Origin of the sequence: Faecalibacillus intestinalis (assembly GCF_003024685.1) — a bacterium.
Classification (GTDB): domain Bacteria; phylum Bacillota_I; class Bacilli_A; order Erysipelotrichales; family Coprobacillaceae; genus Faecalibacillus; species Faecalibacillus intestinalis.
In genome coordinates, this window is record NZ_PYLQ01000002.1 from 43,563 (window position 1) to 63,583 (window position 20,021).

The 20,021-nt window shown below is 27.6% G+C and carries 21 protein-coding genes; 7 read left to right on the forward strand and 14 right to left on the reverse strand.

Annotation, left to right across the window (positions count from 1 at the left end):
- Window positions 1–60 precede the first annotated feature (60 nt).
- Together C7U54_RS01755 and C7U54_RS01760 are read left to right on the forward strand one after the other, a co-directional pair.
- A complete protein-coding gene (locus tag C7U54_RS01755) occupies window positions 61–777 on the forward strand; it encodes a LytR/AlgR family response regulator transcription factor (protein ID WP_199596425.1) in 717 nt (238 codons plus the stop codon).
- Window positions 778–780: 3 nt separating this feature from the next.
- Window positions 781–2,040, forward strand: a complete 1,260-nt coding sequence (locus tag C7U54_RS01760) for a sensor histidine kinase (protein ID WP_107029098.1) — start codon at window positions 781–783, stop codon at window positions 2,038–2,040.
- Window positions 2,041–2,053: 13 nt separating this feature from the next.
- On the opposite strand, the gene C7U54_RS01765 is transcribed toward C7U54_RS01760, so the two are convergent.
- The 3 genes from C7U54_RS01765 to ychF all read right to left on the reverse strand — a co-directional run bounded on the left by C7U54_RS01765 (window position 2,054) and on the right by ychF (window position 5,529).
- Entirely contained in the window at window positions 2,054–3,568 is a 1,515-nt protein-coding gene (locus C7U54_RS01765; RefSeq protein WP_107029099.1) for an LCP family protein, read from the reverse strand.
- A 96-nt stretch (window positions 3,569–3,664) separates the two neighbouring features.
- Window positions 3,665–4,429, reverse strand: a complete 765-nt coding sequence (srtB, locus tag C7U54_RS01770) for a class B sortase (protein ID WP_022002579.1) — start codon at window positions 4,427–4,429, stop codon at window positions 3,665–3,667.
- Window positions 4,429–5,529: a redox-regulated ATPase YchF gene (gene ychF / locus C7U54_RS01775; protein ID WP_022002578.1), complete on the reverse strand. Its 1,101-nt coding sequence runs from the start codon at window positions 5,527–5,529 to the stop codon at window positions 4,429–4,431. The genes srtB and ychF overlap by 1 nt, the downstream gene beginning before the upstream one ends.
- Window positions 5,530–5,649: 120 nt before the next feature.
- Here ychF and C7U54_RS01780 point away from each other — a divergent pair, with 120 nt between their 5' ends.
- The 3 genes from C7U54_RS01780 (at window position 5,650) to C7U54_RS01790 (ending at window position 7,392) form a co-directional block, all read left to right on the forward strand.
- Window positions 5,650–5,874, forward strand: a complete 225-nt coding sequence (locus tag C7U54_RS01780; RefSeq protein WP_107029100.1) for a Smr/MutS family protein — start codon at window positions 5,650–5,652, stop codon at window positions 5,872–5,874.
- Window positions 5,874–6,344, forward strand: coding sequence for a phosphatase PAP2 family protein (locus tag C7U54_RS01785; protein ID WP_107029101.1), 471 nt, complete (start codon window positions 5,874–5,876; stop codon window positions 6,342–6,344). The genes C7U54_RS01780 and C7U54_RS01785 overlap by 1 nt, the downstream gene beginning before the upstream one ends.
- 94 nt (window positions 6,345–6,438) lie before the next feature.
- A complete protein-coding gene (locus tag C7U54_RS01790) occupies window positions 6,439–7,392 on the forward strand; it encodes a hypothetical protein (protein WP_107029102.1) in 954 nt (317 codons plus the stop codon).
- Window positions 7,393–7,404: 12 nt separating this feature from the next.
- Here C7U54_RS01790 and C7U54_RS01795 read toward each other — a convergent pair whose 3' ends face one another.
- Window positions 7,405–8,838: an LTA synthase family protein gene (locus C7U54_RS01795; protein WP_022002574.1), complete on the reverse strand. Its 1,434-nt coding sequence runs from the start codon at window positions 8,836–8,838 to the stop codon at window positions 7,405–7,407.
- A 111-nt stretch (window positions 8,839–8,949) separates the two neighbouring features.
- Here C7U54_RS01795 and C7U54_RS01800 point away from each other — a divergent pair, with 111 nt between their 5' ends.
- Window positions 8,950–9,732 carry an HAD family hydrolase gene (locus C7U54_RS01800; protein WP_107029103.1) on the forward strand — a complete coding sequence of 261 codons (783 nt, stop codon included), beginning with the start codon at window positions 8,950–8,952 and terminating at the stop codon, window positions 9,730–9,732.
- 41 nt (window positions 9,733–9,773) lie between these two features.
- Here C7U54_RS01800 and C7U54_RS01805 read toward each other — a convergent pair whose 3' ends face one another.
- The 6 genes from C7U54_RS01805 to C7U54_RS01830 form a co-directional block, all read right to left on the reverse strand.
- Window positions 9,774–10,367, reverse strand: a complete 594-nt coding sequence (locus C7U54_RS01805; protein ID WP_107029104.1) for a GNAT family N-acetyltransferase — start codon at window positions 10,365–10,367, stop codon at window positions 9,774–9,776.
- A gap of 81 nt (window positions 10,368–10,448) precedes the next feature.
- Window positions 10,449–10,637 (reverse strand): DUF951 domain-containing protein, encoded by a 189-nt coding sequence (locus tag C7U54_RS01810; RefSeq protein ID WP_022002571.1) that lies wholly within the window; start codon window positions 10,635–10,637, stop codon window positions 10,449–10,451.
- Window positions 10,638–10,639: 2 nt separating this feature from the next.
- Complete coding sequence (gene folD / locus C7U54_RS01815) at window positions 10,640–11,488, reverse strand: bifunctional methylenetetrahydrofolate dehydrogenase/methenyltetrahydrofolate cyclohydrolase FolD (protein ID WP_107029105.1); 849 nt, start codon at window positions 11,486–11,488, stop codon at window positions 10,640–10,642.
- A 109-nt stretch (window positions 11,489–11,597) separates the two neighbouring features.
- The gene (locus C7U54_RS01820; RefSeq protein WP_107029106.1) at window positions 11,598–12,617 is read right to left on the reverse strand and encodes a GGDEF domain-containing protein; all 1,020 of its coding nucleotides are present in this window, start codon (window positions 12,615–12,617) and stop codon (window positions 11,598–11,600) included.
- Between the two features lie 103 nt (window positions 12,618–12,720).
- Complete coding sequence (locus C7U54_RS01825) at window positions 12,721–13,998, reverse strand: PTS sugar transporter subunit IIC (RefSeq protein ID WP_107029107.1); 1,278 nt, start codon at window positions 13,996–13,998, stop codon at window positions 12,721–12,723.
- Window positions 13,999–14,025: 27 nt separating this feature from the next.
- Entirely contained in the window at window positions 14,026–14,637 is a 612-nt protein-coding gene (locus C7U54_RS01830; protein WP_107029108.1) for an AAA family ATPase, read from the reverse strand.
- 51 nt (window positions 14,638–14,688) lie between these two features.
- Here C7U54_RS01830 and C7U54_RS01835 point away from each other — a divergent pair, with 51 nt between their 5' ends.
- Complete coding sequence (locus C7U54_RS01835) at window positions 14,689–15,375, forward strand: MurR/RpiR family transcriptional regulator (protein ID WP_107029109.1); 687 nt, start codon at window positions 14,689–14,691, stop codon at window positions 15,373–15,375.
- A 75-nt stretch (window positions 15,376–15,450) separates the two neighbouring features.
- On the opposite strand, the gene C7U54_RS01840 is transcribed toward C7U54_RS01835, so the two are convergent.
- The 4 genes from C7U54_RS01840 to C7U54_RS01855 all read right to left on the reverse strand — a co-directional run bounded on the left by C7U54_RS01840 (window position 15,451) and on the right by C7U54_RS01855 (window position 20,017).
- Window positions 15,451–16,065, reverse strand: a complete 615-nt coding sequence (locus C7U54_RS01840) for a YczE/YyaS/YitT family protein (RefSeq protein ID WP_107029110.1) — start codon at window positions 16,063–16,065, stop codon at window positions 15,451–15,453.
- Window positions 16,066–16,067: 2 nt separating this feature from the next.
- A complete protein-coding gene (locus C7U54_RS01845) occupies window positions 16,068–17,399 on the reverse strand; it encodes a 6-phospho-alpha-glucosidase (protein ID WP_107029111.1) in 1,332 nt (443 codons plus the stop codon).
- Window positions 17,400–17,480: 81 nt separating this feature from the next.
- Window positions 17,481–18,083 (reverse strand): hypothetical protein, encoded by a 603-nt coding sequence (locus C7U54_RS01850; protein WP_107029112.1) that lies wholly within the window; start codon window positions 18,081–18,083, stop codon window positions 17,481–17,483.
- 14 nt (window positions 18,084–18,097) lie between these two features.
- Window positions 18,098–20,017 (reverse strand): BglG family transcription antiterminator, encoded by a 1,920-nt coding sequence (locus tag C7U54_RS01855; protein ID WP_162297480.1) that lies wholly within the window; start codon window positions 20,015–20,017, stop codon window positions 18,098–18,100.
- Between the last annotated feature and the right edge of the window lie 4 nt (window positions 20,018–20,021).

Sequence of the window (20,021 nt, forward strand, 5' to 3'; positions counted from 1 at the left end):
GGGTGTGAAATGTATATAAGAAGTGTTTTTATTTTGATAAAATAGTATTAGGTGATGTATATGAATATAGCAATATGTGATGATGATCTTTTATATATGAATCAAGTTAAAGAAATGATAGAAAAATGGGGAAGGGAACATCATGAAGATGTTTCTATTTATCTTTTTAATCATGGGGATGCTTTAATTAATAGTTATCAAAAAAGTCATATCGAAGTTATTTTATTAGATATTATGATGCCTTTATTAAATGGTATGGAAACAGCTCATGAAATTAGAAAAAATGATTCTGTCGTTAAAATTATTTTTTTAACCTCTTCTCCTGAATTTGCCTTAGAATCTTATGATGTTAAAGCAAGTGGATATCTTTTAAAACCTACAACTTATGAAAAACTATGCTCTCTTTTAAATGATTGTAAACAAGCATTTCATTATGAACCTGAATCTATTATTGTTAAAACAGATAAAGGATATCGTAAAATTTATTATCATTTGATTGAATGTGTTGAAGCACAAAATAAAAAAGTTTTATTTTGTTTAAATGATGGTGAATGTCTAGAAGTTTTAGATACTTTTGTTCATTGTAGTAATGAATTAACTACAAATGATGCATTTTATAAATGTCATCGAAGTTACTTAGTTCATATGCCTGCTATTGATCATTTTAATTCTATAGAAATTGAAACAAAAACACACAAGAAAGTTCCCATCGCAAGAAGTTATGCTAAATCTTTTAAAGAAGCTTATTTTGAATATATGTTTAAAGAAGGTGATTAACATATGATTTATACTATTTTAGAATCTATTCGTTATACTTTAACTTTATTATTCGGTATCTTTGTTTCTGCACTGTTTCTAGATATTAGAATCAATAAAAAGAATGTCATTTGTCTTTTTCTATTCTTTTATATTGATTTAGTACTTCAGGGAATTTTCTATTTTACTAAAGATTTATCGGCTGTTATTTCTTTATATCCTTTTATTACCCATTTACCACTTTTATTATTTTTTGTTTTAATTTTCAAAAAACGATTATTTCCAAGTTTAATTGCTATAACAAGTGCTTATTTATGTTGTCAAATAAGTAACTGGACAACAATCTTTGTTTCCTCTTTTATTAAGAATATAGATAATATAACCTATTCTTTAACACTCATTATTTCTTTTGTTTTCATTATTAAATTTGTTTATTTACCTATTTCTCAATTATTAAAAAAACAATCACATGAACTTATTTCTTTTGGTATCATTCCAATGTTCTATTATATATTTGATTATCTTTCTACCGTTTATACAAAGCTTCTTTATATTGGAAATAAAACAACTGTAGAATTTACACCATTTCTTTTATGTATCTGTTATTTTGTATTCTGTACCGTTTATTTTAAACAATATGAAGAAAAGCAAAAAATAGAAACGACCAATAAGGTTATTTATATGAAACAAGCACAATCAAAAAAAGAAATGAAGCTGATGGAAGAAAATGAAAAAAAGATTATTTTAATGAGACATGATATGCGTCATTTTTTAAACAATATACTAAACGATCTTAAAAATAATCAAAATGAACATGCTATCGAATATATTCATACTTTATTTGATGTCATCGATCAAACTGTAAGAAAGAAATATTGTTTAAATGATACTGTTAATATGATTATGACATCTTATGAAAATAGAATGAAAGATGAAAATATTGATTTTCATTATCATTTAGATGTTCCTCAACAATTGTCTATTAGTGATATCGATTTAACTTCTATTCTATCTAATGGTTTAGAAAATGCTTTTAAAGCTGTTATGTTATTAGAAAATGAACGTTTTATAGAATTAAATATGCAAGAAAAATGTGGTAAGTTACTTATATCTATTGAAAATAATTACTTAAATGAACCTATTTTTGTAGATGGTATTCCTATATCTAAAGAAAAAGATCATGGCTTTGGAACTCAAAGTATTGCTTATACAGTTGAAAAGCTCCATGGAAATTGTCAATTTTCTACTCATCAACACCATTTTAAATTAAGAGTTGTCATTTAAAAAGGATTACAGGTTAAGCACCTTGTAATCCTTTTACATCTTGATCAGTAATTCTTTTACCATCTTCAATTTTATTAATAACATTAATAATACCATTCAAAGATTTTTTATTAGGTTTCATTGTATAACATTTCTTACCTTTCATAGAATATGTTTTATATGAAATTTCTGGATCTCCCGTAAGTTGAACATTGTACATTTTCCATTTAGACATATCATCTAATTGCATTTGAACAAGTGATTTTATATCTTCAGATGACATATTAGTTTCAAAACATCCTTCTACTGCTTGTAAAATATTTGAATAGTTTGTAATGATTTTAGGAGAAACAGCTTTATTGATCATGGCTTTAAGTAATCTTTGTTGGTTTCTTCCTCGATCAAAATCACCACTTGGCAAAGCATATCTTTCTCTTACAAAACATAAAGCTTTATCTCCATCCATTTCATTAATTCCTTTATTAATATGATAATGCCCATGTAATGTTGTAAATTCATAAGGTGAATCAATTGTTACTCCACCCAAGGCATCAATGATATTAGTAATTCCACTAAAGTTTGTCTTAGCATAATAATTCACTTTTAAATCCAAGAAATCTTCTATAGAAGAAATTGTCTCGTTAATACCATACATAGCTGAATGCGTTAATTTATCCATTTTTCCATTTTTATGCAAGGTAATTTGTGTATCTCTAGGAATAGATACAATTAATATTTGTTTTTGAATTGGGGAAACACAGACAGCAAGATTAACATCAGCTCTTGAAATTGCTGAAACTGTCCCATAAGTATCTATTCCTGTCATATAAACAATAAATGGATTTTTAGTCACATTTGTTTCTTGTGTCACAGAATTTAATTTTTCTTGAATTTCTACTTTATATAAACTCTTTAGATTTTCATCAATGCCTTCATGATTTGCTTCTAATAAAGCCATATAAGCATTATCAGCAACAATAACATCAATGTCTCCATCCATGATAGCATCTCCTAATAAAGAATAATCTTTATAATCTTTTGTCTGAAAATCTTTATTTGCTTTATTTTCTATTTTAGCAATTGCTGATGTAATATTCTTTGAGCCTTTTTCACTAGCAATTCCAATTTCTGTATTATCTTTTACATCTCTTAAACTTTTAATAGCACTCTCTTTTTTCACATACATACAAATAACTCTTGTTTGTGTAAAAGAACCTGTAATATTAGATAAAAAATTATTTCCTTTAAAAGCCATTACCGAAACAAATCCTAAAGCAATGCTAAGTATTAAAGATAATAGCTTTCCAAAAATCAATCTAGCATATTTATTTTCTCGCTTTTTCTTTTTAATCCCTGATTTAATAAGCAATGAACTTAACATCCATAACAAAAAAATAATACCACATAAAATCAAATAATATTTCATTGGTAACATCTTTAATATGTAAATACATCCTAAAAAAATGATAGAAACGATAAATTGTATTAATAATAAAATACGTCTAGAAAACAACTTAGACATAAAACTTCTTTTCTTTTTTTTAACCATTAAAACACCCTCTTAACATGCAAATATTTTAGCACATCGGACATACTTATTCAATTCAAGCTCATTTACAATTAACAACAAAAAAACTAGATTTCTCTAGTTTTCCATTTTTTCTTTTACAGGATCAATCCCTTTTCTTTGTAAAATCGCATGTACTACATTTCTTTTACCACTTTCACTTCCTGCAGAAGTACAAGTAGATAAAGTAATTACCGATTGTACTTGAGATTGATCAAAATCTACTTTAATAGAAGATGTCTTTACCATTTCTTGTACAAATGAAGCTGTATCTACAATATGTGTATTATATAAAACACTTGTTTCTGAAATAATATGACCAACAACAACCTTATATTGACTTACTGTACCATCAGGTAAATAAATATAAACATAAGGATGTTCATCCGCAAAGCTTTGATCCGTATAGGATTTAATATTATTAAACATTGAACCATTTTTCATATTATGACCATAAATAACCGTATTAAAATCATTAAATGGATCTTCATTTTCACTTGCGATAAAAATACTACCTGCACTTAATTCATTATGATCTATATCACTATGAATATAAGTGTCATTCGTTTCGCCTTGTAAAACAGGATAATTCACATTTGTATTTGGAATTTGAATCCACGCTTTCACATCTTTATTTCTTTGTAAAAGCTCATCCCAATTAATTTGTAAATAGCTTTCCTTTTCTTCTTTTTCTTCTTTTTCTTTCGTATAAGTTTTAGCTAATTCTCCATAATCATCATCTATTTTTTTATAATTCAAATAAATATTAATTAAATTATATGCTGAATAACAAAATACACAAACACAGACAGTTAATAAGATATATCTAATTGCTTTTTTCATTATACATTAAATTTAAACAACATGATGTCTCCGTCTTGACCTACATATTGTTTACCTTCTTGTCTAATTTTTCCAGCTTCTTTTAAAGCATGTTCACTACCATATTTCACTAAATCATCAAAACTATATGTTTCTGCTTTAATAAAACCTCTTTGGAAATCACTATGAATGATACCCGCCATTTCTGGAGCTGTCATTCCTTCTTTAAATGTCCATGCTCTTACTTCTTGTACTCCAGCTGTAAAATATGTTCTAAGACCTAATAAGCTATAAGCTTCTTTAATTAATTTATCAAGACCACTTTCTTCAATACCTAAATCTTGCATAAACATAGCTTTTTCTTCTTTATCCATTCCTACTAATTCAGCTTCAATTTTTGCACAAATAGGAACAACGTCGCTACCTTCTTCTTTCGCAAATTCTAAAACTTGAACATAATATGGATTTTGCATTGGATCTTCTAAATCTTCTTCACCTAAGTTAGCTACATAGATTAATGGTTTCATTGTAAGTAAAGTATATTGTTTGACAATTAACATTTCTTCTTTATCAAATTCAATACTTCTTGCTGGTTTATTTGCTTCTAATGTTGGTTTTAGTTTTTCTAAAACACTCATTTCAGCTTTAGCTTCTTTATCACCTGATTTAGCTTTCTTTTCTAAACGTCCAATACGTTTTTCAACTGTTTCTAAATCAGCCATGATCAATTCTAAATTAATTGTTTCAATATCTCTAATAGGATCTACATCACCATCAACATGTGTTACATCCTTATCTCTAAAACATCTTACAACCTCACAAATTGCATCCGTTTCTCTAATATTTCCTAAGAATTTATTTCCTAAACCTTCACCTCTACTTGCACCTCTTACAAGTCCTGCAATATCCGTAAATTCAAAAGTTGTTGGAACTGTCTTTTTAGGTTCAATCATTTCTGTTAATTTATCTAAACGATAGTCTGGTACTTCTACGACACCTACATTTGGATCAATTGTCGCAAACGGATAGTTTGCTGCTTCTACTTGTGCATTTGTAATTGCGTTAAATAATGTTGATTTACCAACATTTGGTAATCCTACAATACCTGCTGTTAATGCCATCTTTTTCACTCCTCTTTTTTTACCTCTTTATTGTAATGAAAAATACCCATAAAAGCAATATTTTCGTTTTGTCATTTTTTTTCATTTAAATTTATTTTATAATATCAAAGAGGTGATTGGATGTTATCAACAATAGATTTACACGGATGTAGTCAAAGTGAAGCTAAAGTAAAACTAGATCATTTTTTAAAAGGAACTTCAATTCTTGTAAAAGAGGTCACTGTGATCCATGGATATTCTTCTTCTATTCTTTTAAATTACGTTAGAAAAAAATATTCTCATCCAAGAATTGAAAGAAAAATACTGACACTTAATAAAGGAGAAACAGTCTTTATCTTAAAATAATGGAAAAATTTTATCAAAACAATCTCAATTACATCCGTCAACATCATTTAGACAAAATATGCGTTGTAATAGCTAAAATAACCCCTTATCTTACAGCCGCACCTTATGCTTTAACACTTCTCATATTATTTATTAATCATTCATCAAAGCTATTATTGACAATCATTAAACCATTAAGTTCTTTTTTGATTGTAACACTTATTAGAAAACTCTATAATCGTCCACGTCCTTGTATGACATTTAATATTGAACCACTTGTAGGTCATAAAACAGGAGAATCTTTTCCTAGTCGTCATACAGTAAGTGCTTTTGCGATTGCATTTGCCTTATTGAATATTAATATTCATTTAGGAATCATTGCTTTATTTATTGCATGTATTGTAGGGCTATCAAGAATCATTTGTGCTGTTCATTTTATAAGTGATGTTCTTTGTGGTTTTTTAATTGCATTGATCATTTATTTGATATAACGAAATTTTTATTTCGTTATTTTTTTACTTTTTTTAAAAAATAAAAAGAAAAACATCAAAAAATTGTCTATATAATAATAGGAGGAAAAACTAAATGGAAAAAGTATTAGATATCACATCAAATGATCATATTATCATGATTGATAAACTCTGTAAAAGAATATTAGGACATCCTGAAATCTTAGGAAGAATCATTAAAGGATTTATTAAAGAAGCTGAGGATGTATCTTTAGAAGAAATCATTGAACTTATTAAAGGAAAGAAGGATCAGGAAGGGAATTCTTATTTCCAACAGCTAAATAATGTCATCGATATTGCTCATCATGGAAGAGTGGAATTCGATTATTTCTGCTGTATCAATCTGCCACAAGCTGATGGAACAATGAAAAGAATTTATCTAGATGTAGAGATACAAAATGTAGAGAATCCCGGATATGCCCCACTAACAAGAGGAAATGATTATCTTTCAAGAATGATTACCAGTCAAAATGGAAAGGAATATGATTATAGAAACTATGATGGAATGAAAAAGACCTATGTCATATGGATACTTCCACAGGCAGCAAAAAAACGAGATGGACATGTCAATCGCATAAACTCTAAATTAGAAAATGTCAGTGGAAGTACTATTGAAAGGTTAGAAAGTTATGATAAAAGCGAACAGATTATGATATACTTAAATAAAGATCATGATATCAAAAATAAGTATGAAGATAGTGATTGGATAAAGACACCATTAGTCATATTTTTAAATAATACATACGATCTTTTGATAAAGAAAGAAGTTATGAAAGAATATGGATTTGAAGAAATAGAGAAGGAGGTTAAAAAGATGTGTAATTTAGGAGAAATGATAGCCAGAGAAAATATAGAAAAAGGACATTCTATGGGGCTTGAACAAGGACTAGTACAAGGACAAAAATTGGAAAGAATTGCATCGATTAAAAATTTAATGAAAAAAATGGCAATACCATTAGATAAAGCAATGGACCTATTAGATTTATCTAGTATAGAAAAAGAAGAAATGAAAAAACATTTTCAATCTTAAAAGAACGTGCACCTACACGTTCTTTTGTTTATTAATCAATATTTTACGGTAAAATTGAGAATATTTAGTGACTTCACTATTAATTTTCTTTACCCCATATTTTTCTAAAAGTGTTTTTTCATCACTAAATAAGTTTGTTCCTAATCCTAGATGTTCACCTTTGATCTTGACTCCTAGACTCGCAAGAATTGTTGGATAAAAATCAAAGATAGCAAATTTTCTGTTTTTAGGTTGAAGAGGTTCAATTGCACTATTAATAAAACAATTATAAGGAGTACGTAAATAGGTTTTATCTAAGTGCTTAAAGAATTTTTCAGACATACTTTTATGATCACCCGTAATAACAATTGTTGTATTTTCATACCATTCTTGTTTTTGACACCATCTTACAAAAGCTTCCACTTGTCTTGATTGACAACTAATAACATTAGCGTATTGACTATCATATTCATGTTTACACTCGTCACAAATATATCCATCTGGTGTATGAGTATCAATTGTCACCAGTTCCATACAAAATGGTTGATTACTTTTAGCCATTTCTGTTAAATCTTCTTTCGCAAATTCAAAGACTTTTTTATCTTCAAATCCCCAAAAAACATGATAATCTTGAGGAAGTCTTCCTTCTTTCTTTAAAGAAGTTGTATCTTCTATTTTAAAATTTCCATGTTGTTTATAAAAATTAGAGGTACAACCAAAGTTAGCATCTGATCCCATTAAAATTCGATTTTGATAACCTTGTTTTTCTAATATTTCACCCAATGTATAACATCCTGATAAAAATGAAGAATTTTCATCATATTTATTTTTTGACATCGGTAATAAAAGCGGAATTCCCGCTTCTTGTGCAACCATTGAAGCAATAGTCCATTGTGTTCCTTCAATAGTATAAGAACCCCCTATTTTATTCGAATGTGAAAAATTAATATTTTCTTTTGCTAGCTTACCTAATTCTTTAATATAATTATTTTTTTCTTGTCCGCCATCTTCTTTAGAAAGATACGTATTTTCTACAGATTCTAAATAAATATGAATTAAATTTCTTTTTTCTTTAAATTCTAATTCAACATTTTGAGGATCCACATAATGTTCTTCATAAAGTTTAGATGTTCTAACCATATCAAAAACATACGTAATAATTTGATAATTAATTAATGCGTAAAGCAATGTTCCAAGAATTAAAATAGTAATACAAATACCTTGGTAATCAAATAAAAAAACAAGTGGTGTTTTATATAATAAAAATACTCCTATTAAAGTTGTTAAAAAGGTTGGTGGTGCACAATTTAAAAACCAATCTTTAAAAATACCTTCATCTGTTCCATCACAAGGAACAATCATGTGATAAATCATTTGATTTAAGGTTTTTACTGAAAAAGTACGATTTCCCCATAAAATACTAAAGATTACTAACATTACAATAAATAAAATTATTATTAAACTCATATCATCATTCCTTTTTATTGGTTCATTCTATCATAATTTTTTATAAAGAGCGAGAAACAAAATACCCTTTTTTTCGATTATTCGTTATAATACTTACGAAGGAGTAAAAAAATGAAAGATAGAAAATTATTATTTTTTGATATTGATGGTACATTATTGAGTGAAAAGACTCATACTGTTCCTCAAAGTGCTAAAGAAGCTTTAAAAAAAGCTAAAGAAAATGGACATCTCATTTTTATTAATACAGGTCGACCTATTTCTACAATAGATCAAGAGATTCATGATTTAAACCCTGATGGTTATATTTGTGGATGTGGAACATACATCACTTATCATGACCAAGTAATCTATCATCATCAATTATCTAAAGAAAGATGTAAAGAAATTGCATCTCTTATTAAAAAATATGAAATTGATGCTGTTTTAGAATCAAAAGATCATGTTTATTTTAATACTCATATTAAAAATTCTTTTGTTCAAGGAATTCAAGAAAGATATACAAATAATGGTTTCAATGTTTCAACAAGTGAAGATTCAAATCTTTCCTTTGATAAATTTACTATTTGGTTTGATCATGATATCCAAGCCTTTAGAGATAATATTTCTCAAGATTTTGATATTATTGAACGTAGTGAAGAAATGTGGGAAATCGTACCAAAGAATCACTCAAAAGCTACAGGTATTCAAACTGTTGCGGATGATTTTAAAAGCGATTTAGATCATTGTTATGTCTTTGGAGATTCTTTCAATGATGAAAGTATGTTACGTTATGTTAAACATTCTATTGTTATGGCTAATGGTGTACAAGCTATGAAAGATATTGCTTATTTTGTGACAAAAGATATTGAAGATGATGGTATTGCATATGCTTTAGAAAAACTTGATCTTATCTAAGATTAAAAAAGCCTGCTTGGCAGGTTTTTTCATTTATTATATTAATCTAACTTACATAACATAATGCCTGGATTTTCTTCAAATGCCTTAAATCCCATTTTTTCATAAAATCTAACCGCACGTTTATTATTTGTATCAACTAAAACACATATACCAGGTACTTTTTCTTCTTTTAAAACTTCAAATAAAGCTTGCATTAACTTTGAACCCACACCATTACCTGTATATTCTTCTAATATATCAATATGAATATGTGCTGGATATTCAGGATAAAAACGTTCTAGTTCACGATTAGCATTAGAAAATCTTTTTGCTTTTACTTCATCTAATTCTTTTAAAGTCAAATAATAAGGATATGCATTTTTTTCATAAGCCTTTAAATCCTTGGCACATAAAATATAACCACACACCTCATCTAAATCATTTTTAAGTATTAAACAGATTTCTTTATCAATATAAGGATCACAATATAAAGCTAATGTTGCCTTTTTAGCATTATCATCTTTATATCTAGATGTTGATTGAGAAATACATACATTTTGTACTTGTTGTTTATATTTTAGTTCATATTTAATTATTTCCATTTTTTCTTTCAAAAGAACCATTGCAAGTTCTTTCCCTTTCCCTTTTATCATTCAAATTATTACATAAAAATGACTATACCATCAAGCTCTTAATATTCCTAAAAAAAGAGTATTTATGAAATTTCATAAATACTACTCTACATGTTCTACAACTTTTTTTAAACGTTTTTCAAAATCACGTCTAGAAAACATAACAATTGCATTACATCCTAAACATTTAATTTTAATATCAGCACCCATTCTTACAATCTTCCATTGATTTGATTTTTTACATGGATGTTGTTTCTTCATTTCTACTATATCATTTAATTGATAATCCATATTTACTCTCCTTGATGATGATAAAATGCTTCTAAAGTGTTTTGTAATAACATTGTAATCGTCATTGGTCCAATTCCTCCTGGAACAGGAGTGATTGCATAAACTTTATCTTTCACATCTTCAAAGTCGACATCTCCACAAAGTTTATTATTTTCATCACGATTAATACCAACATCTAAAACAACAGCGCCTTCTTTAACATAGTCACTATTGATCATTTTAGCACGACCAACAGCTGCAATTAAAACATCTGCTCTTTGACAAACTTCTTTTAAATTTTTTGTTTTACTATGAGCGATTGTTACAGTGGCATTTTTTTGTAAACATAAAAGCGCTACTGGTTTTCCTACAATGTTACTTCTTCCCACAACAACAACTTCTTTTCCTGTTAAATCATAGTTGATTTCATCTAATAAAACCATCATTCCTTTAGGTGTACATGGTACTAAACTTCTTTGTCCTAAAAATAACTTAGCCACATTTTCTGGATGAAAACCATCTACATCTTTTGATGGATCAATGGCTTCTAAAACTTTATCTTCATTAATATGTTTAGGTAAAGGTAATTGTACTAAAATTCCATCAACTGTTTCATCTTCATTTAATTGTTTGATTTCGTTTAAAAGTTCTTCTTCACTAAAAGTTGCATCATGTGTAATTTTTAAAGAATCCATTCCTACATAAGAACATCCTCTTTCTTTATTTCTAACGTATACTTGACTTGCTTGATTTTCCCCTACTAAAATAACCGCAAGTTTTGGTAATCTATTGTATTTATTTTTTATTTCTTCAACTTCAACTTTTAACTGTTCTTTTATCTTTTTTGATATCTCTTTTCCACTAATAATCATGATATGTCCCCCTCATATTATTTATGATTATATAGGAATGACCTTGTAAATTCAATATAAAGAAACACATGTATTTATATTAAACATCGATATCAAAAACAATCTTTTTCTATCCTGTATGTTTCGCATAATAAAGTTTGTGATCCGCTCGATTAAACAATTTAACAATTTCATCTTCTTGATAAAAAACTTCTACACCACCACTAAAAGATAATTCAATTCCTTTTGATTGTTTTCCATAAAGTGCAAATTCTTCAGCAACTTTATTCAAGGTATCCTCTATAACTTCATGATTTATATCATCAAATACAAGCATAAATTCTTCACCACAAAAACGTGTAACAATTCCTTTATTATCCATATTTTTCTTCATAGAATCTGAAAAAGCTTGCAATGTTTGGTCACCATAAATATGTCCATATTGATCATTAATACTTTTAAAATCATCTATATCTAATAAAGCGACTGCAAATTCTTGATTTTCAATCTTCTTTTTTTTATTTAAATATTCAACTAAATATCTTCTATTATAAATATGTGTTAAAGGATCTAAGTGTGCCATCTCTTGAAGTTGGTTTGCTAGTTCTGAAAGTTTATCTTGTTGTAAACGATAATGTTTCATTAAAATAATCGACATCATAACAATACTGATCATTGCTATAAAATAAGTCACTAAAATAGCAATAAGATTAGGATTAATCTCTATTCCTGCAAAAAGATGCGAATACATCACTTTAATATAAATAACAATTCCATCGTAAAAAAAAATAAATAAAGAACCTATTATTTGCCACTTTTCTTCTAAAAATAATACTGTACTTACAATACCTAAAATCATATACAAAATATAATAAGCACCATAAACCAAATATAAAACAGGAAACTCTATAATATTTCCTAATACTAAAATAATTACTGACGGCAACTTGCTATTTTTAGTATACATTCCCATAATTCCCGCAATATACATAATAATTGCACAAACTAAAGTAAATATTGTTATAGACGTAAAACCATAAATAATAGCATTAGATATAAATCCTATCGTATTAGCAACAATAGCTGTAATTGATAGTACATAAAATAAACGTATTTTTAATTCCTCATTCATCTTTACAATAGATTGCATTTATCAAACTCCTTAAAATACTTTTTGTGGATTTCATAATAATATATGTGTAAATAAAAAGCAAACAAAAAAGCTACTTTTTATCGTAGCTTTTCAATATATTTTATTCACCTTCATGATCCAAAGTATTTTTTTCATATACTTTAAAGAATGGATAGTATACTGCCACAGAAATAGCAATAAGTACAAACATAAAGATAACATTTCTGATATCTAATGCTGATAAGAATCCTTGTGCAAAGAATGGTGTAAATGAAGGATCAACAATATATCCTAATGATACAATTCCCATTTTTTGAACAAGATATCCAAGTCCTGATGAAATACATGGCATAATTAAAAATGGAATAGATAAAATAGGATTTAATACAATTGGTGTTCCAAAGATAATTGGTTCATTAATACCACAAATACCAGGTAAAACACTTAAACGACCAATTGATCTAATGTGTTTAGATTTAGATTTACACATTAGTAAAACAAGACCTAATGTATTACCAGCTCCACCAATTAATACATATCTAAACATTTGTAGGTTAATTAAAGCTGTTGGTTCTTTTCCAGCATTCACTAATTCAGCATTGATTCCAGTATTTGAAATACATAATGCGAATACAATTGGGAATACAATAGAAGAACCATTAATTCCAAATAACCATAAAATATTAGAGAATAAATAAATTCCCATAAACATCCAAATATTATCAACACCTGAAATAGCTGGTGTTAAAATAGACATAATGAAATCTGGTAAATTTTTACCTGAAGCTGCTACTAAAGCAATATTTAAACCATAAATAATAATAATATTAGCTGCAAGTGGTAATAAACTATTTACAAAATCAGTAACTGCACTTGGTACACTTGCTGGAAATGAAATAACTAATTTCTTGCTTACAAATCGTGAAATTTCTACTGAAATCAAAGCAATAATAATTGCAACAAATAATCCATCAGCTCCTAAATAGCTTGTTTGGATACCACCATCTTTTAATGGTGCTGACACCATTAAGAAAGTACACATTGCAATAATACCATAGACTGCTGATTTCATTTGATAGCTTTCTGCTAAACAATAAGCAATACCAAATGCTGAAATAAGACCAACAAGTCCCATTGTATAATTATATGGTAAAGTTAATACATCATAATTTGCGACAGCAAATTGTTTCCAACTAATTAATGCTTTTAAAAAGATATTTCCTGTATGTAAATCAACTAAATCTAGATTAATTGGTGGATTTGCAACAATTAAAAATAAAGATCCAATAACAATTAATCCAAGTGGCATCATCATTCCTGATGAAATAGCTTGTAAATGTCTTTGTTGTGCTAACTTATTAGCGAAAGGCTCTAATAGCTTTTCTAATTTTTCTATCATTTTTTCCTATTCCCCTTAAATATTTAATTAAAATTGCCAACCATTAAATGTAAATGCTGTATCTACTACATTTTCTGGATCATATTCTTCTAAGATTTTAGCATAACGTTCTTTATAATCGTTATCTACTTCCATTTGAGGAATAACTTTACTTGCTTCATGTAAGAAATGGAATGAATCACGTCCCATTGCTTTTCCTCTTACTGTATGTTTATCTAAAGCAACATCTGGAATTTCTGGGAATTTACCCATTGCAAATGATTTAATACAAATATTTTTTAATAAATCACTTGAACGATCTTTTTGACAACTGCATAAATAACGAATTGCATGAATGAAATACATTGGTTGATCTCCATCTGCATAATCAAAGTTTTTAGACATTTGATATAAGTTATTAACTAATACAGCAGCCATAGGATCTCCCATCCCAATATCTTCTACTGAAATAGTTAATAAACGTCTCCACATCTTTTCTAATAATTGTGGTGAAGAGATATACATTTCATATGCAAACATACATGCATCTTCTTCTTTTGCTCTTCTAATTGATTTTTGTAATGCAGAAATAACTTCATCTCCTGCATAACCGTTTTTTGTAACGATTTTTGACCATGGGTCATACATTGCTTTTGCCATTACTCTTGCTCCTTTATTTTTTCTGTGACATAATTGTGGCGAGGTGATTTTATGAACATTGATCATTTAAAAGATAAATTTGATTTAAATGAATTAGAAGTTTCTATATTAACTTATATTAAAAAAAATCAAAAAAATTTAAAAAATATTACCATTAGACAAATGGCAAAAGATAATTTTACATCAACTTCTGCCATCTATCGTTTATGTAATAAATTAGAATTTAGTGGTTATAGTGATATGATTTATCATCTATCTAGTAATACTCAGAATAATGCTCCTGCTCAAAAATACGAAAACTATTTACCTCATTTTATTCAATTATTAAATAAACATAAAAATAGTAAAATCGTTGTTTTTGGTATGGGATTTTCAGCTCCAATTGCTGATTACATTTGTCAAAGACTTACACTTAATGGCTTTTATGCCATGAGTGTCATTCATACCGAAATGCTTGATGAAAATTTCCAAGATGATACCTTATTGATTATCATTTCTAATTCAGGTATTACCAATAGATTAATTGATTTTGTTGAATTAGCACATAAGCAACATATTGATACACTTTGTTTTTTAGCTAATAAAAATTCTAAAACTTATCAATATGCAACTTTACCAATTATTGTTGGTACATATAATCCTTTTAGTCATGATAACCTTGTACCTAATACCTTTTTTGGACAAGTTCTCATTGTTTTTGAGTCACTTCTTTATTCATATTTATCCTCAAAAAAATAATATACTTCTTACAAATTTATTAAAATAATTTGTCGATATAAAAAAACATGTTTCTATTTTCGAAACATGTTTTTATTAATCTAATTTCATATTTATTCTATCAACTTCACAAAAAATTCTTTTTATCATGAATTCATTAGAGAATTGAATAATCTTTCCTACAAACAATACTGCCATAATAGTTGCTATACCAAAATGAGCATTCATCGTTAATCCGATAACAAGCGATAGCAAATCAAATAAGCTGCGTACAAAGAAAAGCTTTTTATTGAAGCGATGAGCAGTCCCAAATACTATAGCATCATATGCACCTTTTCCTAAATCACTTGAAGTATAAATACCTACTCCAATTGCCATAATAAACACTCCTAAAATAGACTGCATCATTTGGAGTCCTTCTATAGAAAACGGTCTTATTATTTGCATAAATAAATCAGTTGATATACTCATAACAAGAGGATTAATAATTGTACCTATTGATATTTGCTTTTTATCAACAAATAATGTCATTACAATAAATATAGATGAAACAATTAAATTAGCAATTCCTAACGATATAGGAAAGCGAATCGTTAGACCTTCCCATACCATTGATAACGGATCACATCCATAGCCACCCTTAACAGCTAATGTGACACCTAAAGCCATGATTACCGTTCCTATAACAAGTAAACTATATCTTTTTTTCATAATTATCTCAATTCAGGCCAATAATCTTTATTAACTTCTATAAAGTCATCTAAAATTTTTTTAGCAATTGTTGCACTCGGTACCGTTTTTGATAACGTTAACGCTTGCCATAATTTTTGGTAAGAATGTTCAGCCCATGCTTCTACAACTAATTTTTCTACTGCCAATTGTTGTTCAATTAAACCTTTTTGGAATAAAGGAATATTCCCAATCGATAACGGTTCATATCCATCTTTACCAACAATACATGGAATTTCAACCATTGCATCATCTTGTAAATTAGCTATTGCTCCATTATTTTCAACAATCAATAACATTCTTTCATGAGTGTTATAAGCAAGAGCTATAGCTAAATCAACAATAAATTCTGCATGAATACCAATTTTTAATGTAGTACCATTTGAATGACCTGCTTCAGCAATTTTTTTACATTCACTAAATACTTCTTTCTCTCTTGTATCCATTACTTCATTCGCTCTTGTATATTCAATGTTAGAATTATTTACAACATGATCTTGAAATAAATAGTATTTTAGATAACTGCTTGGTATAGTTGTTGGATCCGTTTTTATAATTTCTCTAGTAAATAAATTGGTTTCAAACCAACTGTCACGTTTTGCATGTTCATATTCATATTGACTAGGTACATAACCATATTGTTTTACATGTTCACTAATTTTTGGTAATAATTCATATCCTGATTTATCTTTAATTGACGTATACCAACCAAAATGATTTAAACCATAATATCTAACATCCATATCTTTTCGACTTGATAAACCTGCGATTTTAGCCATATTATTCTCCATACCAATTGGCATATCACAAATATTAATAATACGAGAGTGAGGACGGAATCTTCTTGTTGCTTCTGCAACAATAGCTGCTGGATTAGAATAATTCAACATCCAGCAATTAGGCGAATATTTTTCCATATAGTCAATATTTTCTAAAACTCCTGCAATAGAACGCATTCCATAAGCAATGCCTCCTGGACCACATGTTTCTTGTCCTACAACACTATATTTTAAAGGAATTTTTTCATCTAATTCACGCATCGGTAACTGTCCAACACGAATGTGTGCTAAACAAAAATCAACATCAGTATAAGCAATTTGGGGATTAGTTGTCGCAACAAATGAAATACTTGGATCTTTTTCTTTTATCAAAATTTCACAAGCTTTAGCTAATTTATTTTGTCGATTCTCATCGTTATCATAAAGTTTTATTGTTCTTAATGGAAATCTATCTAAGTTATCTAATAACATTAATATAATTTCTGGAGTATATGTGCTTCCTCCTCCAGCAATTACAATTGAAAATTTATTCTTCATTTTTTTGTCTCCTATTGTATATTATTTTTAAAATCATACATTGGTAGACTTATCTTTGATTATATGATTTAGTTATTTTAATTAAAATTGTTCACTACTATAAACAAATGCATTTTCAATAGCATTTTTTGGATCATATGTTTCTAAAATTTTTCCATATCTTTCTCTATAATCATTATCAATTTCTAATTGTGGAACAACAATTGTTGCTTCTTCAAAGAAGTGTTTTGATCCTCTTCCCATTTCTCTTCCACGTTTAGTGTGTTTATCTAAAGCTAAATCAATAATTGTTGGCGTTTTTCCCATGGCAAAACCTTTAATAATAATATTTTTTAAATAGTCACTTGATCTATCTTTTGTACTTTCACATAAAATTCTAATTGCATGAATGAAATACATTGGTTGATCACCATCATCATATGGAAAATTTTTTCTCATTTCATTTAAAGCATGCACATGATCTGCAGCGTTTAAATTTCCAAATCCAATATCTTCTACTGAAATTGTTAATAAACGACGCCATAATTTATCTAACATTTGTGGAGAAGTAATATACATTTCATACGCACATTCACATGCTTCTTCCACCTTACTTCTACGAATTGATTTTTGTAATGTCGAAATGATTTCATCAGCAGCAAAACCATTTCTTGTTTTTATTTCTGTCCAGTATGTATAAGCCATATTTCTATCCTCTTTTATTGTATATTTTTTGATAAATAAACAATTTTTTGTAAAAATTGTTTAGAATTATTAGAAGATGTTAATTCTATAGAATTTTCCTTATTTAAAGATATTCTTCTGATAAAATCTAATAAATAACACATTTCAATATCATCTTCTTTATTAAATGCAAGTAAAAATACAAGTTTTACATCTTTGTTATTAAGTGAAATTGGATTTTTTAATATACCAACAGCTACTCCTGATTTCTTTTCCTTATTTATAAGTGGATGTGGTAAAGCAATTTTACTATTAATAACTGTTGAATAGAGGGTTTCACGTTCAATCACTCTTTGTGAAAAATCCTCTACATTTTCAATATAGCCATTTTGATAGAGTTGTTTCGATAATTGTAATATAACATCATTAAAATCTTCATTATGATTAAAGTATTGAATTATTTCAGGTGAAAACAATTCTTTTACAATTTCTTCAAATTGATTATTGTCACTTATACGATGAACTAAGCTAGTTAATAGTTCAAAATCCCTTTTATTAGGAATTCCTTCAATAACATAATAAGGAATCTTCATAGATTGTGTAATTCTTCTTGATGATATAACAATATCTATATGATTATTTTTTATAAATGTATCAAGATCGTGAAGTGTCACAAATCCATAGAAGTTCATTCTATATGAAAAGTTGTTTTTTAACCAACTTTCAATCATATAATTGAGTCCTGGACGTGCTTCACTTACAATAACTACTCTTAATTTTCTATTATAATTGTGTAAAAAATTTTCAATATATAATGTAATATAAGATAATTCATCATCATTAGGATAACATTTGACATGTTTATAAATGACATCTGATAAAACGATTGCTATTTCATATGACACAGGATACATTTTTTTAATTTCGTATATGATTGGATTTTTTAGCTCGTATTTTGTTTCAATGCGTCTAATCATATATTCGATATGTGTACTTAAATATTGAATGGTTTCTGTTGATTCTAAAAAATATACGTGGAAACGATCTGCAACCTTTTGACAAAACTCACTCAATACTTCATAACATTGGGAGGAAATATTGATTTGATCATTCGCACAAGACATTTTAATTCCCCAACAAAAATCATTAAGCAATAAACCATCATTTTCATTAATTTCAAAATCACAATTACTTAATTCTTCAATCATCAAATCAACAAAAGAATAGGCTGCTTTATTTGAAATAGGGTTCTCTATATAGAACTGACTTCTATTTCTCACAATCATCATATAGAAAGCTAAAGCTATCATATCAAGGCTTTGTCCTTCAATCACCATATAAATTGATTCAGCTTTTTCTTTAATAATATTTAAGATTTTTTGATATTCATTGTCAAAAAAATTATCATTTAATAACAATTCAATTTGTATTAAATAATCACTACGTTTTGACATAATAAGCTCTATCGTCAATTGTAATAATAATTGTCTTACTTCCTCTTCTTTACAATTGATATCAATATATTCACTTTTAATAACAAAATAATTAAAATTGTATTGTCTTACAAAATAATTTTTTATTTTTTGACAAACTTTATATAAAGTTTGTTCACTTAAATCTAATTCCTCTGATAAATCTAAGAAATATTGTTTACCATCAAACAATACTCTTCCTACAATAGCATACATCCTATTTTTATCATCTAATGACTTAGATAAATAGGGTCTGATAAAAGAGCACATATCCTGATACTTTTCATTATCTATGTAATATCCTTTTTTACTAGAAGACTTAATCATAAAATCATATTCTTTCAAAATTGTATTAATCACTACAATATCACTTCTAATAGTGCGTGATGAAACAGATAATACTTCAGCCATTCTTGAGCCAGTAATGCCATAAGAATTTCTAATTATAAGTTCAAGTATTCTGAGTTGTCTTTTGGTAAACATATTT